The following is a 16,948-nucleotide window of genomic DNA, read 5'->3' as shown; positions in this document are numbered from 1 at the left end:
TCAATCGAAACTTCGGGACGAACCCTCGACTCTGCGCCGCGCAAGTGAGGGAAGGAAAGGACCTCCGTGACCGATACGGACCTCATCGCCACCACTGCACCCAAGGCGAATTCCGCTGGGGCGCAGTCAGGCGACAATTCTCAGGCGTCATCTTCAGCACCCAGTGGTGCGGTGGCGACCTCCACGAAGCGTGCCGACGCACGTCGTGGCGCCGGGCTCTCCGGCATGGTGCTCACCGAACTGCGCAGTCTTGCCGGTGAACTGGGCATCAAGGGCACTTCCGGGATGCGCAAGGGCGACTTGATCGCCGCGATCAAGGAACGTCAGGGCGGCAGCGCCAAGGCGGCACCCGCTCAGAGTGAACTCACGCTCGACGACGCACCGGTTACCCGCACACGCGCCAAGAGCACCCGCGCCGCGCGCACCGAAACTGCCGAAGCTCCGGCTCCTGTCGAAGCTCCCGCAGCCGAGCCCGCCGCAGCAGCACCAGCCACGCGTACCGACACGTCCGAAGAAGCCGAGGCGGGAGCCCCTCGTCGTGGCCGTCAGCGTCGCGGCGCTGCACGTCGCGCCGGTTCACCCGACCAGGGCGAGCTGAACATCGAGCAGGAGTCGGCACCGGCTGCTAACGCACCGGCCGCTGTAGCACCGGCAACTGAAGCACCCGTCGAGCGTAAGCAGAACGAGCGCGCCGAGACCCGGACCGATTCCGAACAGTCCGGCTCTGCCGAGCAGACCACCGAGCGTCCCCGCCGCGAGCGCAACAACCGCGACAACCAGGGACAGCGCGACAACCAGGGACAGCGCGACAACCAAGGTCAGCGCGATAACCAGGGCCAGCGCGGTAACCAGGATCGTCAAGACCGTCAGGATCGCGGAAATCAGAGCAACGCCGGCCAGAACAATGCGGGCCCGCGCACTGACAACCGCAACAACGGTCCGGACGACGACGAAGAGGGTGGCCGCGGACGTCGCGGACGCCGCTTCCGTGAGCGTCGTGGCCGTGGCCGCGAACGCGGCGAGGGCGGTGCACCCAGCGAGTCACGCGAGACCGAGATCCGCGAGGACGACGTCCTGCAGCCGGTAGCCGGCATCCTCGACGTACTCGACAACTACGCGTTCGTGCGTACGTCGGGATACCTCGCCGGACCCAACGACGTCTACGTCTCCATGAACTTGATCCGCAAGAACGGTCTGCGCCGCGGCGATGCCATCACCGGTGCTGTCCGGGTCTCCCGTGACGGCGACCAGAGCAATCAGCGTCAGAAGTTCAACCCGCTGGTGCGTATCGACACCGTCAACGGTGGTGATGTCGAGGCTGCGAAGAAGCGTCCCGAGTTCAACAAGCTCACGCCGCTCTACCCGAACCAGCGTCTGCGTCTCGAGACCGAGCAGAACATTCTGACGACGCGTGTCATCGACCTGGTGATGCCCATCGGTAAGGGCCAGCGCGCCCTGATCGTGAGCCCGCCCAAGGCCGGTAAGACCAGCGTGTTGCAGGCGATCGCCAACGCCATCGCGACCAACAACCCGGAGTGCTACCTCATGGTCGTCCTCGTGGACGAGCGTCCCGAGGAAGTGACCGACATGCAGCGAAGCGTGAAGGGCGAGGTTATCTCCTCGACCTTCGACCGCCCGCCGGGAGACCACACCTCGGTCGCCGAGCTCGCCATCGAGCGCGCAAAGCGTCTCGTGGAAATGGGCAAGGACGTCGTGGTTCTGCTCGACTCGATCACTCGATTGGGTCGTGCGTACAACAACTCGTCGCCCGCGTCGGGACGCATCCTCTCCGGTGGTGTCGACTCCACGGCTCTGTACCCGCCGAAGCGTTTCCTCGGTGCTGCCCGCAACATCGAGCACGGTGGCTCGCTCACCATCATCGCTACCGCGATGGTCGAGACCGGTTCCACCGGCGACACCGTGATCTTCGAAGAGTTCAAGGGCACCGGCAACGCCGAGCTCAAGCTCGATCGCAAGATCGCCGAACGTCGTGTGTTCCCGGCTGTGGACGTCAACCCGTCCGGTACGCGTAAGGACGAGCTGCTCCTGAGCCCCGACGAAGCCGCTGTGCTGCACAAGCTGCGTCGTGTGCTGTCCGGGCTGGACTCGCATCAGGCCATCGATCTGCTGATCGACCGTCTGAAGAAGAGCAAGAACAACCTCGAGTTCCTGATGCAGGTCTCCAAGACCGCACCGGGCGCAATCGACGACTGATCTTCGGTCACGAAAGAAGAACCCCACAGCCGATTTGGCTGTGGGGTTTTTCGCGTCTGTGGAACAAACTGACGGGGGAGTGCGTTATGGAATTCGTACAGCCCACTTCCTTCAGCAAGTTCAGACGCGGATTACCGGCTCTACCACCACGTCTGGCATACTGAACGGCCGAGTCCGGTTCCGGTTCACGATGTCGATTGGCGACGTCGACCCGGCGACCATTGAAAGGGACACCATGAAGGCAGGAATCCACCCAACCTACGTAGCGACCACCGTCGTTTGCGGTTGCGGTAACACGTTCGAGACTCACAGCACCAAAGAGTCCGGACGCATCAACGTCGAGGTTTGCTCGCAGTGCCATCCCTTCTACACGGGCAAGCAGAAGATTCTCGACACCGGTGGACGCGTTGCTCGCTTCGAGGCTCGCTACGGCAAGCGCGCAGACAGCAAGGTTCAGACCGAAGACTAGCTGTTCCGCCGACGCCCGATCTGCAATTGCGGATCGGGCGTCGGCTTTTTTGTGCCTGCACTCGGTTTTGCGCGTTTCCCGGGTAGTAGCGTCGAATTATCTTTAAGCGCGCACCGTAGGAAACGAAAACTCAGAGCGGAGCGAACCATGGCAGGCGCAACCAAGCCCTCGGCCATCGACGACATCCTGGCAGAACATGCCGGTCTCGAAGCGCAGATGTCCGACCCGGCGCTGCACAACGACCCGACGGCCGCCCGCCGTGTCGGAAAGCGGTTCGCCGAGCTCTCGCCCATCATGTCGACGTACAACAAGCTCACTGCTGCGCAGGACGATCTGGAAGCCGCGCGTGAACTCGCTGCCGACGATTCCAGCTTTGCCGCGGAGATTCCGGACCTCGAGGCCGAGGTCGCACAGCTCGAGCAGACGCTGACCGATCAACTTGCCCCGCGTGATCCCCACGACGGTGACGACATCGTCCTCGAAGTGAAGTCGGGTGAAGGCGGCGAGGAGTCGGCACTCTTTGCTTCCGACCTGGCCCGCATGTACGTCCGCTACGCGGAACGTCACGGCTGGCGCGTCGAAATCCTGGATGCGACGGTCTCCGATCTCGGTGGATACAAAGAAGCAACCATTTCGATCAAGAGTAAGTCCGATACCCCAGACGGCGTATGGGCACGACTCAAGTTCGAGGGCGGCGTTCACCGCGTCCAGCGCGTGCCCGTCACCGAATCGCAGGGACGTGTGCATACTTCCGCCGCCGGTGTCCTGGTGTACCCGGAACCCGAAGAGGTCGAACAGGTTCAGATCGACGAGGGTGACCTGCGCATTGACGTCTACCGCTCGTCCGGCAAGGGTGGCCAGGGCGTCAACACCACCGACTCCGCGGTGCGAATTACTCACCTGCCCACCGGAATTGTGGTCACGTGCCAGAACGAACGCTCGCAGCTTCAGAACAAGGCCCGCGCCATGCAGGTGCTGGCCGCTCGTCTGCAGGTTGTCGCGGAGGAAGCCGCAGACGCGGAAGCTTCCGCCGGACGCCAGAGCCAGGTCAGGACCGTCGACCGCTCGGAACGTATCCGCACCTACAACTTTCCCGAGAACCGCATCACCGATCACCGCATCGGATTCAAGTCGCACAACCTCGACGCCGTTCTCGACGGAGAGCTTGATCCGCTCCTCGACGCACTGGGCAAGGCGGACCGCGAGGCCCGCCTCGCAGCCGAATAGGCGGGCGACATGACAACTCGTGAATTTCTCAGGCGTGGCAGGCTGTACGCGTGAGCAGACTCCCACTCCGTTTGGCGCTGATCGAGGCAGCCAAAGAGCTCGACGCGGCCGGCGTACCCAGCCCACGTAATGATGTCGAACTGCTGGCGTCGCATCTGCTCGGGGTAGAGCGCACCCGCCTAGGCCTGATTCCGTTGGTCGACCCCGAGGTGATCGAGGCGTTCAACGGCATGGTGGCGCAGCGCGCGAAGCGAATCCCGTTGCAGCACATCATCGGCAGCGCGTCGATGGGCAATATCGACGTTGCCGTCGGTCCGGGTGTGTTCATCCCGCGGCCCGAAACCGAGTTGCTGATGGGCTGGGCCCTCTCGTTCCTCGAAGGATGCGGCAGTAGGCCTCCGGTTGTCCTGGACCTGTGCACCGGCTCGGGCGTGCTTGCGCTGTCCATCGCCGAGGCAAGGCCGGACGCTGTGGTGCATGCCGTGGAGAAAGAGCCCGCCGCGCTGGCGTGGGCGCGTCGCAACGCCGCGGACCGTGAAACAGCGGGGGATACCCCGATTCATCTTCATCAAGGTGATGTCACCGATCGCAATCTGCTGCAGGCTCTCGAAGGCAAAGTCGACCTCGTCGTCTCCAACCCGCCGTACATTCCCGAAGGGGCGCAGCTGCAGCCCGAGGTCATGGATTACGACCCGCACACGGCTCTCTTCGGTGGTCCGGACGGTTTGTCCGTCATCAAACCCATGATCAGCAACATCGCACGCTGGCTGCGGATCGGCGGCGCCGCCGGGATCGAGCACGACGACACCAATGGCGACGGCGTCGCGGCACTGTTCTCCGGTCGACGGGTGTTCGGCGAAGTGGAGCAGCATCCGGACCTGGCCGGTCGCCCCCGTTTTGTTGTCGCGAGACGCGTCGCCACCGACGTGGAAGCCCAGCGTGAGCGAGACCACGGAATGCCGAGTGACAGGATGGTCCAGTGAGCACCGTTTACGACTGTAGTGAAATTGATACCCGTACGGCAGGTCTAGCTGCCGCTAAGAATGCACTCAAAGCCGGCCGCTTGGTTGTCCTTCCGACAGACACGTTGTACGGATTGGCTGCTGATGCGTTCGACAGCGAGGCCGTCACGAGCCTCCTCCGTGCCAAGGGGCGCGGCCGGGACATGCCGGTTCCCGTTCTGGTCGGATCCTGGAACACCATCGACGGACTCGTCTACAGCGTCCGTCCGCAGGCACGCGATCTCGTTCGCGCATTCTGGCCGGGCGGGCTGAGTCTGGTTGTCGAACAAGCACCCTCACTGGCCTGGGATCTCGGCGATACGCGCGGAACGGTCATGCTTCGCATGCCGTTGCACCCCGTCGCATTGGAATTGCTGCGCGACGTCGGACCGCTTGCCGTCTCGAGCGCCAACATCTCCGGACGCCCACCGGCCACCACGGTCGACGAGGCTCGTGATCAGCTAGGCGGCTCGGCCAGCGTCTACCTCGACGGTGGACCGGCAGCACACGCGGTGGCGTCGACGATCGTGGATCTGACCGGCGACTCGCCCCGTATCCTGCGGGTCGGCGCCGTGTCAGCGGAAGATATCGCAGACGTGTTGGGCACCACGCCGGAAAGCCTTGTAGAGGGAGTTTCGTAACGATGGTCGGTGCCCGCCAGAACACGGGTGATTCTCCCCAGTGATCACGACGCACCAGGCCACCGAAATCCTTGCGCAGTCCAGCGGGGGAACGGGCGTACCGATCCGAGAACTCCTGCTGGTTCTGTGCACCGCTGCTGTGGTCACCTATCTGGCTACCGGCGCAGTGCGGATCCTGGCCATTCGCTTCGGAGCGGTGGCGATACCGCGCGACCGTGACGTCCACGTTCAGCCGACGCCTCGTCTCGGTGGTGTCGGAATGTATGTGGGTTTGGCTGCCGGGCTACTCTTCGCGCAGCAATTGCCTGCTCTGACACGAGGATTCGAGTTCGACAGTCATGACGTTCAAGCGGCGCTGGTGTCCGGCGGTGTCATAGTCCTGGTGGGGATCATCGACGACAAGTGGGGACTCGACGCCCTCACGAAGTTCGTCGGTCAGGTGACTGCTGCAGGAATCATGGTGGTGATGGGCGTCAGTTGGTTCATCATCTACAACCCGTTCGGTGACGGCGGATCGACCATCATTCTCGACCAGATCCAATCGGGCCTGTTCACGGTTGCCGTTGCCGTCGCAACTATCAACGCCATGAATTTCGTCGACGGTCTCGACGGTCTGGCGGCGGGACTCGGCCTTATTGCCGCGGTCGCGATCCTCCTCTTCTCGATCGGACTCCTGCACGATCAGGGCGGTGATGTCAGCGTGTACCCGCCGGCGATGATCGCCGCTGCTCTCGCCGGAGCGTGCCTCGGATTTCTGCCGCACAATTTCAATCCGGCACGGATATTCATGGGTGATTCCGGATCCATGCTGATCGGACTCATGCTTGCCGCGATTTCGACGTCCGCGTCCGGCCGGATTCCGCTGACGGCATACGGCACGCGCGATCTTGTCGGTCTCCTCGCGCCGTTGCTGCTGGTCAGTGCTGTGATGTTCATCCCCATGCTGGACATGCTGCTTGCGGTCATCCGCCGCACGAGGGCAGGTGTGAGTCCGTTCAGTCCGGACAAGATGCATCTGCATCACCGGTTGCTGCAGATCGGTCACACCCATCGCCGAGTTGTGCTGGTCATCTACTCGTGGGTGGGGGTTCTTGCGTTCGGCGCTGTGGGATCTTCGCTGCTGGATCGACAGTTGGTTGTTGTCCTCGTGGCGGCCGGGTTACTTGCGGCATTCCTGTTCACGGCGATCCCGTCACTGCGCGATCGCCGGCAGGAGCGAGGGTAGGGAACTTTTCCGATCCATTACCCTTGAGCATCGTGACGAACACCCCGCAATCAGTGCCGGCATCGCAGCCCATTCCCGATTCGACCGCAGCAATGCGCTCCGCAGTGAAGTGGGGCGTGATCGGGCTGGTTGTGCTGACCATTGTCGGTTCCCTGCTCGGGTGGCTGATCGGCGGTAAGGAAGGCCTGTACGGCGCGCTTCTCGGCGCCGCCGTCGGCGGTGGGTTCATTCTCTTCACCGCACTGGGCGTTCTTCTCACGTCGAAGCTGCCGGCCCTGACCGCTGGTGCAGTTCTTCTCGGGACCTGGTTGCTCAAGATGATTCTGGCAATTGTGGTGCTCGCGATTCTGAAACCGCTCGACTTCTATGACAAGACGTCGTTGGTACTGGTCATGGTATTTGCGTTGGTTATCGTCCTCGGGGCGGAAACATACGGTGTTCTCGGAACCAAGACGCCGTACGTGGACCCCACCCCGAGCGCCCCGGTCAACGACGAAGAGTAGTACTACAAATCGTAACGAACCGCCCCTTCAGGTACCCCATCTACACAATGTCGTAGATGACTTGGTAGGGTCAGCGTCAAGCGAGAGCAAAGGCAGGCTAGGTAACCCTCAGCCGACGATGCCATGTGCTCGCAGGTGGCCGATATTCTGGGCCACTGAGTCGACGAGAGTCGCCGACACCGACAGAAGCCAGGCCCCCGCGAGGGTTCTCCAGCAACTGACGAATGCGCGAGTCGAACTTGTCGACTTGTAGATCGTCAATGTCCGATCGAACCGCAGTCAATGATGGCTGCGGACCGACTACGGGAGAGAACGCTGAGCGTCACCACCCTGGCCGCCGTGGAGTTCCACGCGCCGTCACTAGACGATTTTTTCCCCGAATCAGTACTGATTCACGCGGGTCCGTTCGAGCTCGACCGACTGATGCTCATCCGCATTCTGATGTCGGTGTTGGTAGCAGCGTTCTTCGCAATTGCGATGCGCAGCCCGCGGTTGATTCCGCGTGGTGTGCAGAACGTAGCCGAGATCGCGTTGGACTTCGTTCGCGTGCAGATCGCTGAAGACGTTCTCGGTAAGGAACAGGGCAAGCGATTCCTGCCCGTCATTGCCACGATCTTCTTCGTCGTCATCGCCAACAACGTCTCCGCGATCATCCCCTTCTTGAACATCTCACCGAACGCGCGTATCGGTATGCCGTTGGTTCTCGCGGCACTCGCATACATCGTCTTCAACTACGTGGGCATCAAGAAGTACGGCTTCTTCAAGTACGTGAAGAGCAGCATCGTTGTGCCCGGCGTTCCGACTGCCCTGCACTTCCTGCTGATCCCGATCGAGTTCATCTCGACGTTCGTCCTGCGCCCCTTCACGTTGATGGTTCGTCTTATGGCCAACATGTTGGCCGGCCACATCCTGCTGGTGCTGTTCCTCGGAGCAACGAACTTCTTTGTCCTCAACGGCGGCTTCCAGGCACTCTTCGGTGTTGCCTCCCTGGCCGCGGCTATCGCCTTCACCTTCTTCGAAATCCTGGTGATCGTGCTGCAGGCCTACGTTTTCTCTCTGCTGGCCGCGGTCTACATCGACCTCGCCTTGCACGCCGAAGATCACTGACCACACCACATTTCAGCTACACCAAGAACTGAGCCTTTCGTCGACACCGGCGAAGGTCAACTGAAAGGGAATGGAACACCATGAGCGTCGCTTACCTGGCACAGGAAGTTGCCGAGCAGACCATCACCAACAAGGGTTATGGCGCCATCGGCTACGGCCTCGCGGCAATCGGCCCCGGCATCGGTATCGGCATCGTTGTCGGTAAGGCAATCGAGGGCATGGTTCGCCAGCCTGAGATGGCCGGACAGGTTCGTACCACCATGTTCCTCGGTATTGCATTCACCGAGGCCCTCGCGCTGATCGGCCTCGTCGCCGGCTTCATTTTCTAAGAGACCGACATGGCAGCCACCATTACTCTGCTCGCGGCCGCTGAGGGTGAGACTCACAACCCTCTCGTGCCCGCGACGTACGACATCGTATGGTCCATCGTCTGCCTCGTCGTTGTCGGTTTTGTCTTCTGGAAGTTCGTACTTCCGATGTTCCAGAAGGTCCTTGCCGATCGCACCGAGCAGATCGAGGGCGGGATCAAGAAGGCCGAAGAGGCACAGGCCGAGGCAAAGGACGCGCTAGAGCAGTACCGCGCGCAGCTTGCCGAAGCTCGCACCGAGGCCGCGCAGATCCGTGAGGAAGCGCGCACCCAGGGTCAGCAGATCATTGCTGACATGAAGGTTCAGGCGCAGGAGGAGAGCGATCGCATCGTGGCCGCAGGCCACAGCCAGCTCGTCGCCCAGCGTCAGCAGATCGTCGCTGAGCTCCGCTCGGATCTCGGCAAGACCGCTGTAGACCTGGCCGAGAAGGTCATCGGAGAGTCCCTCGCCGACGACGTGAAGCGTGCCGGAACGGTTGATCGATTCCTCAACGAGCTCGACGCCGTCAGCGCTGATTCAGCCAGGAAGTGAGCAACATGTACGCAGCGAGCCGTGAATCCTTGGCGCAGACGCGTTCTGCGCTGAGCAGCGCCCTGGGCGCAGTCTCTGCAGGTGCCGCTACCGCGGCCGCTGCGCAGGCTGGGTCCGAGCTCTTCTCGGTGGTCGAGGTACTTGACGGCCAGCGCGCTCTTCGCAGCGCGCTGGCTGACGCTTCGGCACCGGTCGCTGGTCGCCAGGGCTTGGCTGAGCAGTTGTTCTCCGGAAAGGTCGGCGCGGAAGCGCTGGCAACCGTGAAAGCAGCTGCAGGCCAGGATTGGTCAGCGGGCCGCGACTTGGTCAACTCGCTCGAACTGCTCGGCCGCGAAGCTCTGCTCCGCGCCGCAGCAGATCAGGGTCAGTTGGACACCGTCGAGGACGAGCTGTTCCGTCTCGGCCGCATCGTGGCAGGGGATCCCAGCCTGGAGCAGACGCTCTCGGATCTGTCGGTTCCCGCAGCCCGCAAGCGTGAGTTCCTTTCGCGCCTGCTCTACGGCAAGGTCACCGCGGTCACCGAGGCACTTGCCGGACAGGCCGTCGGCCGGTTGAAGTCTGCACCCGCAGACACATTCGACCAGCTGTCGAATCTTGCCGCCGCGCAGCGTGATACCGCTGTTGCCCACGTGCGCAGCGCTTCGGCGTTGAGTGCGGAGCAGACGGATCGTTTGACGAGCACACTTACCCGCACCTACGGGAAGCCGGTAACCGTGCACGTCGAGATCGATCCCGCACTTCTCAGCGGCTTGGTCGTCCGGGTGGGCGACGAGGTCATCGACGGTAGTGCAGCGGGACGACTCGCAGCACTGCGGAAGAACCTCAAATAGTCCTTCAGCCGAACACACACTCCAGATCTTTTCGAAGACCAGATACCGAGAGCAGGAAAAACATGGCGGAGCTGACGATCTCCTCCGACGAGATCCGTAGCGCGATCGACAACTACACCGCGAGCTACTCCCCGGAGGCCTCCCGTGAGGAGGTCGGCACAGTGACCGACACCAGTGACGGCATTGCGCACGTCTCTGGCCTGCCTTCGGCTATGTCCAACGAGCTGTTGGAGTTCCCCGGTGGAATCGTCGGCGTCGCGCTCAACCTGGATGCCACCGAAATCGGTGCAGTCATCCTGGGTGACTACCAGAACATTCAAGAAGGCCAGGAAGTAAAGCGCACGGGCGACGTTCTGTCGGTTCCCGTCGGCGACGCTTTCCTCGGCCGCGTCATCGACCCGTTGGGTGCTCCCATCGACGGCCTCGGCGAGATCGAGAGCACCGAAAACCGTGCACTCGAACTGCAGGCCGCTTCGGTGCTCGAGCGCCAGCCGGTCGAAGAGCCGCTCCAGACCGGTATCAAGGCTATCGACGCCATGACCCCGATCGGCCGCGGCCAGCGCCAGCTCATCATCGGCGACCGCAAGACCGGCAAGACCGCGGTCTGCATCGACGCGATCCTGAACCAGAAGGCCAACTGGGATTCCGGCGATGTCAACAAGCAGGTTCGCTGCATCTACGTTGCCATCGGTCAGAAGGGCTCCACCATCGCGGGCGTCAAGGCTGCCCTCGAGGAGAAGGGCGCGATGGAGTACACCACCATCGTTGCTGCTCCGGCTTCTGATTCCGCAGGCTTCAAGTGGCTCGCACCGTACACCGGCTCGGCCATCGGCCAGCACTGGATGTACCAGGGCAAGCACGTTCTGGTCGTGTTCGACGACCTGACCAAGCAGGCAGAGGCGTACCGCGCCATCTCGCTGCTGCTGCGTCGCCCGCCGGGACGTGAGGCATACCCCGGTGACGTCTTCTACTTGCACTCCCGTCTGCTGGAGCGTTCGGCGAAGCTGTCCGACGCACTCGGTGGCGGCTCGCTGACGGCTCTGCCGATCATCGAGACCAAGGCAAACGACGTCTCGGCATACATCCCGACCAACGTCATTTCCATCACCGACGGCCAGGTCTTCCTCGAGTCCGACCTGTTCAACAAGGGCGTTCGCCCCGCGATCAACGTCGGTATCTCGGTCTCCCGCGTCGGTGGCGCTGCACAGACCAAGGGCATGAAGAAGGTTTCCGGTTCGCTGCGTCTGGAACTGGCTCAGTTCCGTGAGCTCGAAGCGTTCTCCGCCTTCGCATCCGATCTCGACGCTGCCTCCAAGGCTCAGCTCGAGCGCGGTGCCCGTCTGGTCGAGCTGCTCAAGCAGGATCAGTACAGCCCGATCCCCGTCGAAGACCAGATCATCTCGATCTACCTCGCCGGCGAAGGCACCTTCGACAGCGTCCCGATCGGCGACGTCCGTCGCTTCGAGAAGGAACTGCTCGAAGACCTCAAGCACTCGGCTGCAGGCGTTTACTCCAGCATCAACGGCGGTAAGGCACTCGATGCCGACAACGCTGCTGCGCTGATCGCTGCAACCGACAAGTTCAAGGAAGGCTTCATCGCATCCGACGGAAGCCGGGTCGTGAACGAAGCCGAGGCCGACGCTCTGGGCGCAGACGAGGTCGCGAACGAGCAGATCAACGTCAAGCGCAAGACCGTCAGCAAGTGACGCACGCGCCCATGACACTGCGAATTCCGAAGGGAGAGTGATTGATCGATGGCAAGCATTCTCGAATTGCGGTCCCGTATCAAGTCGGTCAACTCGACCAAGAAGATCACCAAAGCACAGGAACTGATCGCGACTTCGCGTATCACGAAGGCTCAGATTCGCGTCGCCGCATCCAAGCCGTATGCCGAGGAGATCACGAAGGTACTCACCGAATTGGCGAGTGCGTCTGCTTCGCTCGATCACCCGCTGCTCAACGAGCGTCCGGAGCCCAAGCGGGCTGCGGTGCTCGTTGTCACCAGTGACCGCGGCATGTGTGGTGGCTACAACTCCAACGTCCTCAAGCAGGCAGAAGAGCTCATGGCTCTGCTCCGCACCGAGGGCAAGGAGCCGGTTGTCTACGTGCTCGGTTCCAAGGGACTCGGTTACTACACCTTCCGTGGCCGCGACATCGGTGCTGCGTGGACGGGCTTCTCGCAGGATCCGGGTTACTCGGATGCCGCGAAGGCCAGCCGCCACCTGGTGGAGCTCTTCATGGCAGGTTCGGGCAACCAGGTCGACGCTCCGAACGGCGAAGGCACCATCGAGGGCGTCGACGAACTCCATATCGTCTACACCCGCTTTGTGTCGATGCTGACCCAGACCCCCGAGGTTCGCCGTATGGCTCCCCTCGAGGTGTCCGTGTCCGAAGAGCGCATCGAACTCGGCGACGACATGCTGACCAACGGTCACGACGACGACCACTCCACCGGTCCCGTCGCTGACTTCAGCTTCGAGCCCGAGCCGGAGAAACTGCTCGGCGCACTTCTGCCGAAGTACGTCAGCACGCGTATCTTCTCGTCGCTTCTCGATGCTGCGGCATCGGAGTCGGCAGCCCGTCGTACCGCTATGAAGGCCGCGACGGACAACGCAAACGAACTGGTGAACACGTTGAGCCGTCAGGCCAACCAGGCTCGCCAGGCCCAGATCACCCAGGAAATCAGCGAGATCGTCGGCGGCGCCAACGCGCTCGCCTCGAGCGCAGGAAGTGACTAGCACATGACCGCAGCAGTAACCGAAAACAACGGGGCAGGTTCGGCTTCGGCCGTAGCCGGCCGCGTCGTGCGGGTCATCGGTCCCGTCGTGGACGTTGAATTCCCGCGTGGCGCTGTTCCTGAACTGTTCAACGCCCTGAACGCCGAGATCACGCTTCCCTCGGTCGCCAAGACGCTGACGCTCGAGGTTGCTCAGCACCTCGGTGACAACCTGGTCCGCACCGTCTCCATGCAGCCCACCGACGGCCTGGTCCGCGGCACTGCAGTGACCGACTCGGGCAAGCCGATCTCGGTTCCCGTCGGTGACGTCGTCAAGGGCCACGTGTTCAACGCACTGGGCGATTGCCTCGACACACCCGGCCTCGGCCGTGACGGCGAGCAGTGGGGCATCCACCGCAAGCCACCAGCCTTCGATCAGCTCGAAGGTAAGACCGAGATCCTCGAGACCGGCATCAAGGTCATCGACCTTCTCACCCCGTACGTCAAGGGTGGAAAGATCGGTCTGTTCGGTGGTGCCGGCGTCGGCAAGACCGTTCTGATCCAGGAAATGATCACGCGTATCGCTCGCGAGTTCTCGGGCACCTCGGTGTTCGCAGGCGTCGGTGAGCGTACCCGTGAGGGCACCGACCTCCACCTGGAAATGGAAGAGATGGGCGTCCTCCAGGACACCGCCCTTGTCTTCGGCCAGATGGACGAGCCGCCCGGAACGCGTATGCGCGTCGCCCTGTCCGCACTGACGATGGCGGAGTACTTCCGCGACGTTCAGGGCCAGGACGTCCTGCTGTTCATCGACAACATCTTCCGCTTCACGCAGGCAGGTTCCGAGGTTTCCACCCTCCTCGGCCGTATGCCTTCGGCAGTGGGCTACCAGCCCACGCTTGCGGACGAGATGGGTGAGCTCCAGGAGCGCATCACCTCGACCCGTGGTCGTTCGATCACGTCGCTGCAGGCTATTTACGTGCCCGCCGACGACTACACCGACCCCGCGCCGGCTACGACGTTCGCGCACCTCGATGCCACCACCGAGCTCTCGCGCCCGATTTCGCAGATGGGTATTTACCCCGCTGTGGATCCGCTGAGCTCGACCTCCCGCATCCTGGAGCCCGGCATCGTCGGTGCCGAGCACTTCCGCGTTGCCAACGAGGTCAAGCGCATCCTGCAGAAGTACAAGGAACTGCAGGACATCATCGCCATCCTCGGTATGGACGAGCTTCAGGAAGAGGACAAGGTCCTCGTGGGCCGCGCCCGTCGTATCCAGAAGTTCCTCGGCCAGAACTTCATCGTTGCCGAGAAGTTCACCGGTGAGCCCGGCTCCGTCGTGCCGCTTCGCGACACCATCGAAGCCTTCGACCGCGTCTGCAAGGGCGAGTTCGATCACCTTCCCGAGCAGGCATTCAACAGCTGTGGTGGACTCGACGACGTCGAGGCTGCAGCCAAGAAGATGGCCGGGAAGTAGTCCACGATGGCTGAGATGACCGTAGAACTCGTTGCCGTCGAGGAGCGCTTGTGGTCGGGTACGGCGACGCTGGTCAGCGCTCAGACGACTGAGGGCGAGATCGGCATCATGCCTGGGCATGAGCCGGTTCTCGGCCAGCTCATCGAGGGCGGCACCGTGTCGATCACGTCTGTCGACGGTGAGCGCATCGTCGCAGCAGTTCACGGCGGTTTCCTGTCGGTGACGGCTACCACCGTCACGATTCTGGCCGAGTCCGCGGACATGGCCGAGGACATCGACGTGAGCGCTGCCAAGGCAGTACTCGCTGACACCCAAGCCGACGACGAGGCGATTGCGGTCGCCAAGGGTCAGCTTCGGGCAGTCGAGCGCGCGTAGTTAATCAGAGCAAAGCCGCGACGGGAGCCGACGAACAGTGACATTCGGAATGACTGTGTTGATCATTCTGGTTGTGCTGCTCGCGGTTCTCGTCGCGGCTTTTCTGTACCGTCTGGTGATCCTGCGCCGCGGTGGTACGGCAGCGCTTCTTCGTGTTCTGCCCTCTCCGGGGGACAGCGGGTGGCGACACGGAATCATTCGCTACGGCGAAAGCTCCTTCGTATTCTTCAAACTTTCTTCTCTCCGGCCCGGTCCGGATTCACGTGTCGACCGTCAAGGCATCGAGGTCGAGAGCCGTCGCTCTCCCTCCGGTACCGAATTCGACATCATGAGTGACGACATCGTTGTCCTGCGTCTGCGTGATGGGTCGTCGAACTACGAAATCGCTTTGGACAGTGGAGCGTTGACCGCGTTCCTGTCCTGGGTGGAATCTCGGCCAGACGGGCGTGCCCGCAGGCGACGTACCGCCTGACCGGAGGTGCGGCGTCAGGCGCCGGCGCCTGGCTTCCAGAGAACATCACCGTTCGGATTGGCAACTCTTCCCATGATGAAGAGCAGATCCGACAATCTGTTGAGGTATTTGGCGGGCAGAACGCTCGTGTCGTCAGGGTGCGCATCGATAGCCGACCACGCCGCTCGTTCGGCTCGGCGAGATACGGTCCGAGCAACGTGAAGTAGAGCTCCCAACGGCGTTCCGCCGGGAAGAATGAACGAATTCAACGGTGCCAGTTCATCATTGAGCTCGTCGCACCAGCCTTCGAGGCGATCGATGTATGCCTGGGTAACGCGCAGCGGCGGGTATTTGGGATTCTCGACGACCGGGGTGGACAGGTCGGCTCCCGCGTCGAAGAGGTCGTTCTGAATCTGGCGAAGTATCGCCGTCAGACTCTCCGATGGATTGCCGAGTGCCAACGCAACACCGATCGCGGCATTGGTTTCGTCGCAATCCGCATATGCGGTCAGGCGCGGGTCGTTCTTGGACACGCGCGAAAAGTCGCTCAGTCCTGTGGTGCCGTCGTCGCCGGTCCGGGTGTAGATCTTCGTTAGGTGAACACTCATACGCCAACGGTACCGGCGCGGAGTTTCGACGGTTGTGGCTCTAGGCTGTGAACCGTGAGTGAGCACTTTCTTGTAACCGGGGGTCAGCGCCTCGAAGGTGAAGTTTCAGTCGGGGGCGCCAAGAACAGTGTGCTGAAGCTGATGGCTGCAGCATTGTTGGCCGAGGGCACTACCGTCGTGACCAACTGCCCAGACATCCTCGACGTTCCGTTGATGGCGGACGTGCTGCGAGGCCTGGGGTGCGAAGTCGAACTTGAAGATTCAGAAGTTCGGATCACGACGCCGGCCGAACCGAAATACCACGCCGACTTCGACGCCGTGAAGCAGTTCCGCGCATCGGTCTGTGTCTTGGGACCACTCGTAGCGCGCTGTCGCCGGGCCGTGGTTGCCCTTCCCGGTGGCGATGCGATCGGATCGCGCCCACTCGACATGCATCAGTCGGGACTCCGCCTTCTCGGTGCCCACAGTGAAATCGAGCACGGATGTGTTGTGGCGCAGGCCGATGACCTGCACGGCGCAAACATCCGCCTCGTATTTCCGTCGGTCGGTGCTACCGAAAATATCCTCATGGCTGCCGTTCTGGCGCGCGGTGAAACGGTCATTGACAACGCCGCCCGTGAACCGGAGATCGTCGATCTGTGCAACATGCTGAACCAGATGGGGGCAAAGGTCAGTGGCGGGGGTTCCACGACGCTCACCATTCAAGGTGTTCGCAAACTGGAACCGACCACACACCGGGTCATCGGTGATCGCATCGTTGCAGCAACCTGGGGCGTCGCCGCGTCGATGACCAGGGGAGATGTACGCGTTCGTGGGGTCAACCACAAGCATCTCGGGTTGGTCCTCGACAAGCTGCGAACTGCAGGCGCCGAAGTGACACCGGAAGTCGACGGTTTTCGAGTTGTCCAACGTGAGCGGCCCAAAGCCGTCAACTTTGCGACGCTCCCGTACCCGGGATTCCCGACGGACCTCCAGCCCATGGCCATCGGACTGGCAGCAGTGGCAGAGGGAACGTCGATGATCACAGAGAACGTCTTCGAATCCCGTTTCCGGTTCGTGGAGGAAATGATCCGTTTAGGCGCAGACGCCCGGACCGACGGTCACCATGCCGTAATCAGGGGAGTGCCGGTTCTGTCCAGCGCGCCGGTGTGGTCTTCGGACATTCGCGCCGGAGCTGGACTTGTTCTTGCCGGCTTGGTGGCAGA

18 protein-coding genes (1 of these 18 only partly in view) are annotated in these 16,948 nt (G+C 62.4%); 17 read left to right on the top strand and 1 reads right to left on the bottom strand.

Annotated elements, in window-relative coordinates; genetic code table 11:
- Window positions 1-66 precede the first annotated feature (66 nt).
- The 16 genes from rho to EEB13_RS26880 all read left to right on the top strand — a co-directional run bounded on the left by rho (window position 67) and on the right by EEB13_RS26880 (window position 15,156).
- Window positions 67-2,214 (top strand): transcription termination factor Rho, encoded by a 2,148-nt coding sequence (gene rho / locus EEB13_RS26955; RefSeq protein WP_116104285.1) that lies wholly within the window; start codon window positions 67-69, stop codon window positions 2,212-2,214.
- 235 nt (window positions 2,215-2,449) lie between these two features.
- Window positions 2,450-2,683 carry a 50S ribosomal protein L31 gene (rpmE, locus tag EEB13_RS26950; RefSeq protein ID WP_033236138.1) on the top strand — a complete coding sequence of 78 codons (234 nt, stop codon included), beginning with the start codon at window positions 2,450-2,452 and terminating at the stop codon, window positions 2,681-2,683.
- Window positions 2,684-2,830: 147 nt separating this feature from the next.
- Window positions 2,831-3,910: a peptide chain release factor 1 gene (gene prfA / locus EEB13_RS26945; RefSeq protein ID WP_033236097.1), complete on the top strand. Its 1,080-nt coding sequence runs from the start codon at window positions 2,831-2,833 to the stop codon at window positions 3,908-3,910.
- A gap of 50 nt (window positions 3,911-3,960) precedes the next feature.
- Window positions 3,961-4,893: a peptide chain release factor N(5)-glutamine methyltransferase gene (gene prmC / locus EEB13_RS26940; RefSeq protein WP_033236098.1), complete on the top strand. Its 933-nt coding sequence runs from the start codon at window positions 3,961-3,963 to the stop codon at window positions 4,891-4,893.
- Window positions 4,890-5,552, top strand: coding sequence for an L-threonylcarbamoyladenylate synthase (locus tag EEB13_RS26935; RefSeq protein WP_033236099.1), 663 nt, complete (start codon window positions 4,890-4,892; stop codon window positions 5,550-5,552). Before prmC ends, EEB13_RS26935 begins: the two co-directional genes overlap by 4 nt.
- A gap of 40 nt (window positions 5,553-5,592) precedes the next feature.
- Window positions 5,593-6,777 carry a glycosyltransferase family 4 protein gene (locus tag EEB13_RS26930; protein WP_033236100.1) on the top strand — a complete coding sequence of 395 codons (1,185 nt, stop codon included), beginning with the start codon at window positions 5,593-5,595 and terminating at the stop codon, window positions 6,775-6,777.
- Window positions 6,778-6,800: 23 nt separating this feature from the next.
- Complete coding sequence (locus EEB13_RS26925; protein WP_033236101.1) at window positions 6,801-7,280, top strand: glycine zipper family protein; 480 nt, start codon at window positions 6,801-6,803, stop codon at window positions 7,278-7,280.
- A gap of 282 nt (window positions 7,281-7,562) precedes the next feature.
- Entirely contained in the window at window positions 7,563-8,387 is an 825-nt protein-coding gene (atpB, locus tag EEB13_RS26920) for a F0F1 ATP synthase subunit A (protein ID WP_045071318.1), read from the top strand.
- A gap of 80 nt (window positions 8,388-8,467) precedes the next feature.
- Entirely contained in the window at window positions 8,468-8,716 is a 249-nt protein-coding gene (locus EEB13_RS26915) for an ATP synthase F0 subunit C (RefSeq protein ID WP_033236102.1), read from the top strand.
- 9 nt (window positions 8,717-8,725) lie between these two features.
- The gene (locus tag EEB13_RS26910; RefSeq protein ID WP_033236103.1) at window positions 8,726-9,286 is read left to right on the top strand and encodes a F0F1 ATP synthase subunit B; all 561 of its coding nucleotides are present in this window, start codon (window positions 8,726-8,728) and stop codon (window positions 9,284-9,286) included.
- A 5-nt stretch (window positions 9,287-9,291) separates the two neighbouring features.
- A complete protein-coding gene (locus tag EEB13_RS26905; RefSeq protein WP_033236104.1) occupies window positions 9,292-10,116 on the top strand; it encodes a F0F1 ATP synthase subunit delta in 825 nt (274 codons plus the stop codon).
- A gap of 62 nt (window positions 10,117-10,178) precedes the next feature.
- Window positions 10,179-11,822 (top strand): F0F1 ATP synthase subunit alpha, encoded by a 1,644-nt coding sequence (gene atpA, locus EEB13_RS26900; RefSeq protein WP_033236105.1) that lies wholly within the window; start codon window positions 10,179-10,181, stop codon window positions 11,820-11,822.
- A 48-nt stretch (window positions 11,823-11,870) separates the two neighbouring features.
- Window positions 11,871-12,854: a F0F1 ATP synthase subunit gamma gene (locus tag EEB13_RS26895; RefSeq protein WP_033236106.1), complete on the top strand. Its 984-nt coding sequence runs from the start codon at window positions 11,871-11,873 to the stop codon at window positions 12,852-12,854.
- 3 nt (window positions 12,855-12,857) lie between these two features.
- Entirely contained in the window at window positions 12,858-14,309 is a 1,452-nt protein-coding gene (atpD, locus tag EEB13_RS26890) for a F0F1 ATP synthase subunit beta (RefSeq protein WP_003941349.1), read from the top strand.
- 6 nt (window positions 14,310-14,315) lie between these two features.
- A complete protein-coding gene (locus tag EEB13_RS26885; RefSeq protein ID WP_033236107.1) occupies window positions 14,316-14,684 on the top strand; it encodes a F0F1 ATP synthase subunit epsilon in 369 nt (122 codons plus the stop codon).
- Window positions 14,685-14,733: 49 nt separating this feature from the next.
- Window positions 14,734-15,156, top strand: a complete 423-nt coding sequence (locus EEB13_RS26880) for a DUF2550 domain-containing protein (protein WP_033236108.1) — start codon at window positions 14,734-14,736, stop codon at window positions 15,154-15,156.
- Window positions 15,157-15,170: 14 nt separating this feature from the next.
- Here the strand turns inward: EEB13_RS26880 and EEB13_RS26875 are convergent, their stop codons facing one another.
- Window positions 15,171-15,743 carry a cob(I)yrinic acid a,c-diamide adenosyltransferase gene (locus EEB13_RS26875; RefSeq protein ID WP_045071314.1) on the bottom strand — a complete coding sequence of 191 codons (573 nt, stop codon included), beginning with the start codon at window positions 15,741-15,743 and terminating at the stop codon, window positions 15,171-15,173.
- A 54-nt stretch (window positions 15,744-15,797) separates the two neighbouring features.
- Between EEB13_RS26875 and murA the strand changes: the two genes are divergently transcribed.
- On the top strand, window positions 15,798-16,948 hold the 5' portion of the coding sequence (gene murA, locus EEB13_RS26870; RefSeq protein WP_033236110.1) for a UDP-N-acetylglucosamine 1-carboxyvinyltransferase. It continues 109 nt past the right edge of the window; 1,151 of the gene's 1,260 nt are visible here — the first part of the coding sequence; its start codon is at window positions 15,798-15,800; its stop codon lies off the right edge, out of view.

Origin of the sequence: Rhodococcus sp. WS3, assembly GCF_003797085.1 — a bacterium.
In the GTDB taxonomy this organism is placed as follows: domain Bacteria; phylum Actinomycetota; class Actinomycetes; order Mycobacteriales; family Mycobacteriaceae; genus Rhodococcus_F; species Rhodococcus_F globerula.
This window is presented reverse-complemented; position numbering and strand designations above follow the sequence as displayed.

Bases quoted from the DNA above. Each gene is read 5' to 3' on its own strand.
- EEB13_RS26905 (WP_033236104.1), top strand. From the start codon at position 9,292: ATGTACGCAGCGAGCCGTGAATCCTTGGCGCAGACGCGTTCTGCGCTG.
- EEB13_RS26915 (WP_033236102.1), top strand. From the start codon at position 8,468: ATGAGCGTCGCTTACCTGGCACAGGAAGTTGCCGAGCAGACCATCACC.
- atpA (WP_033236105.1), top strand. From the start codon at position 10,179: ATGGCGGAGCTGACGATCTCCTCCGACGAGATCCGTAGCGCGATCGAC.
- atpB (WP_045071318.1), top strand. From the start codon at position 7,563: ATGATGGCTGCGGACCGACTACGGGAGAGAACGCTGAGCGTCACCACC.
- EEB13_RS26880 (WP_033236108.1), top strand. From the start codon at position 14,734: ATGACTGTGTTGATCATTCTGGTTGTGCTGCTCGCGGTTCTCGTCGCG.
- rpmE (WP_033236138.1), top strand. From the start codon at position 2,450: ATGAAGGCAGGAATCCACCCAACCTACGTAGCGACCACCGTCGTTTGC.
- prfA (WP_033236097.1), top strand. From the start codon at position 2,831: ATGGCAGGCGCAACCAAGCCCTCGGCCATCGACGACATCCTGGCAGAA.
- atpD (WP_003941349.1), top strand. From the start codon at position 12,858: ATGACCGCAGCAGTAACCGAAAACAACGGGGCAGGTTCGGCTTCGGCC.
- EEB13_RS26875 (WP_045071314.1), bottom strand. From the start codon at position 15,743: ATGAGTGTTCACCTAACGAAGATCTACACCCGGACCGGCGACGACGGC.
- EEB13_RS26885 (WP_033236107.1), top strand. From the start codon at position 14,316: ATGGCTGAGATGACCGTAGAACTCGTTGCCGTCGAGGAGCGCTTGTGG.
- EEB13_RS26895 (WP_033236106.1), top strand. From the start codon at position 11,871: ATGGCAAGCATTCTCGAATTGCGGTCCCGTATCAAGTCGGTCAACTCG.
- EEB13_RS26910 (WP_033236103.1), top strand. From the start codon at position 8,726: ATGGCAGCCACCATTACTCTGCTCGCGGCCGCTGAGGGTGAGACTCAC.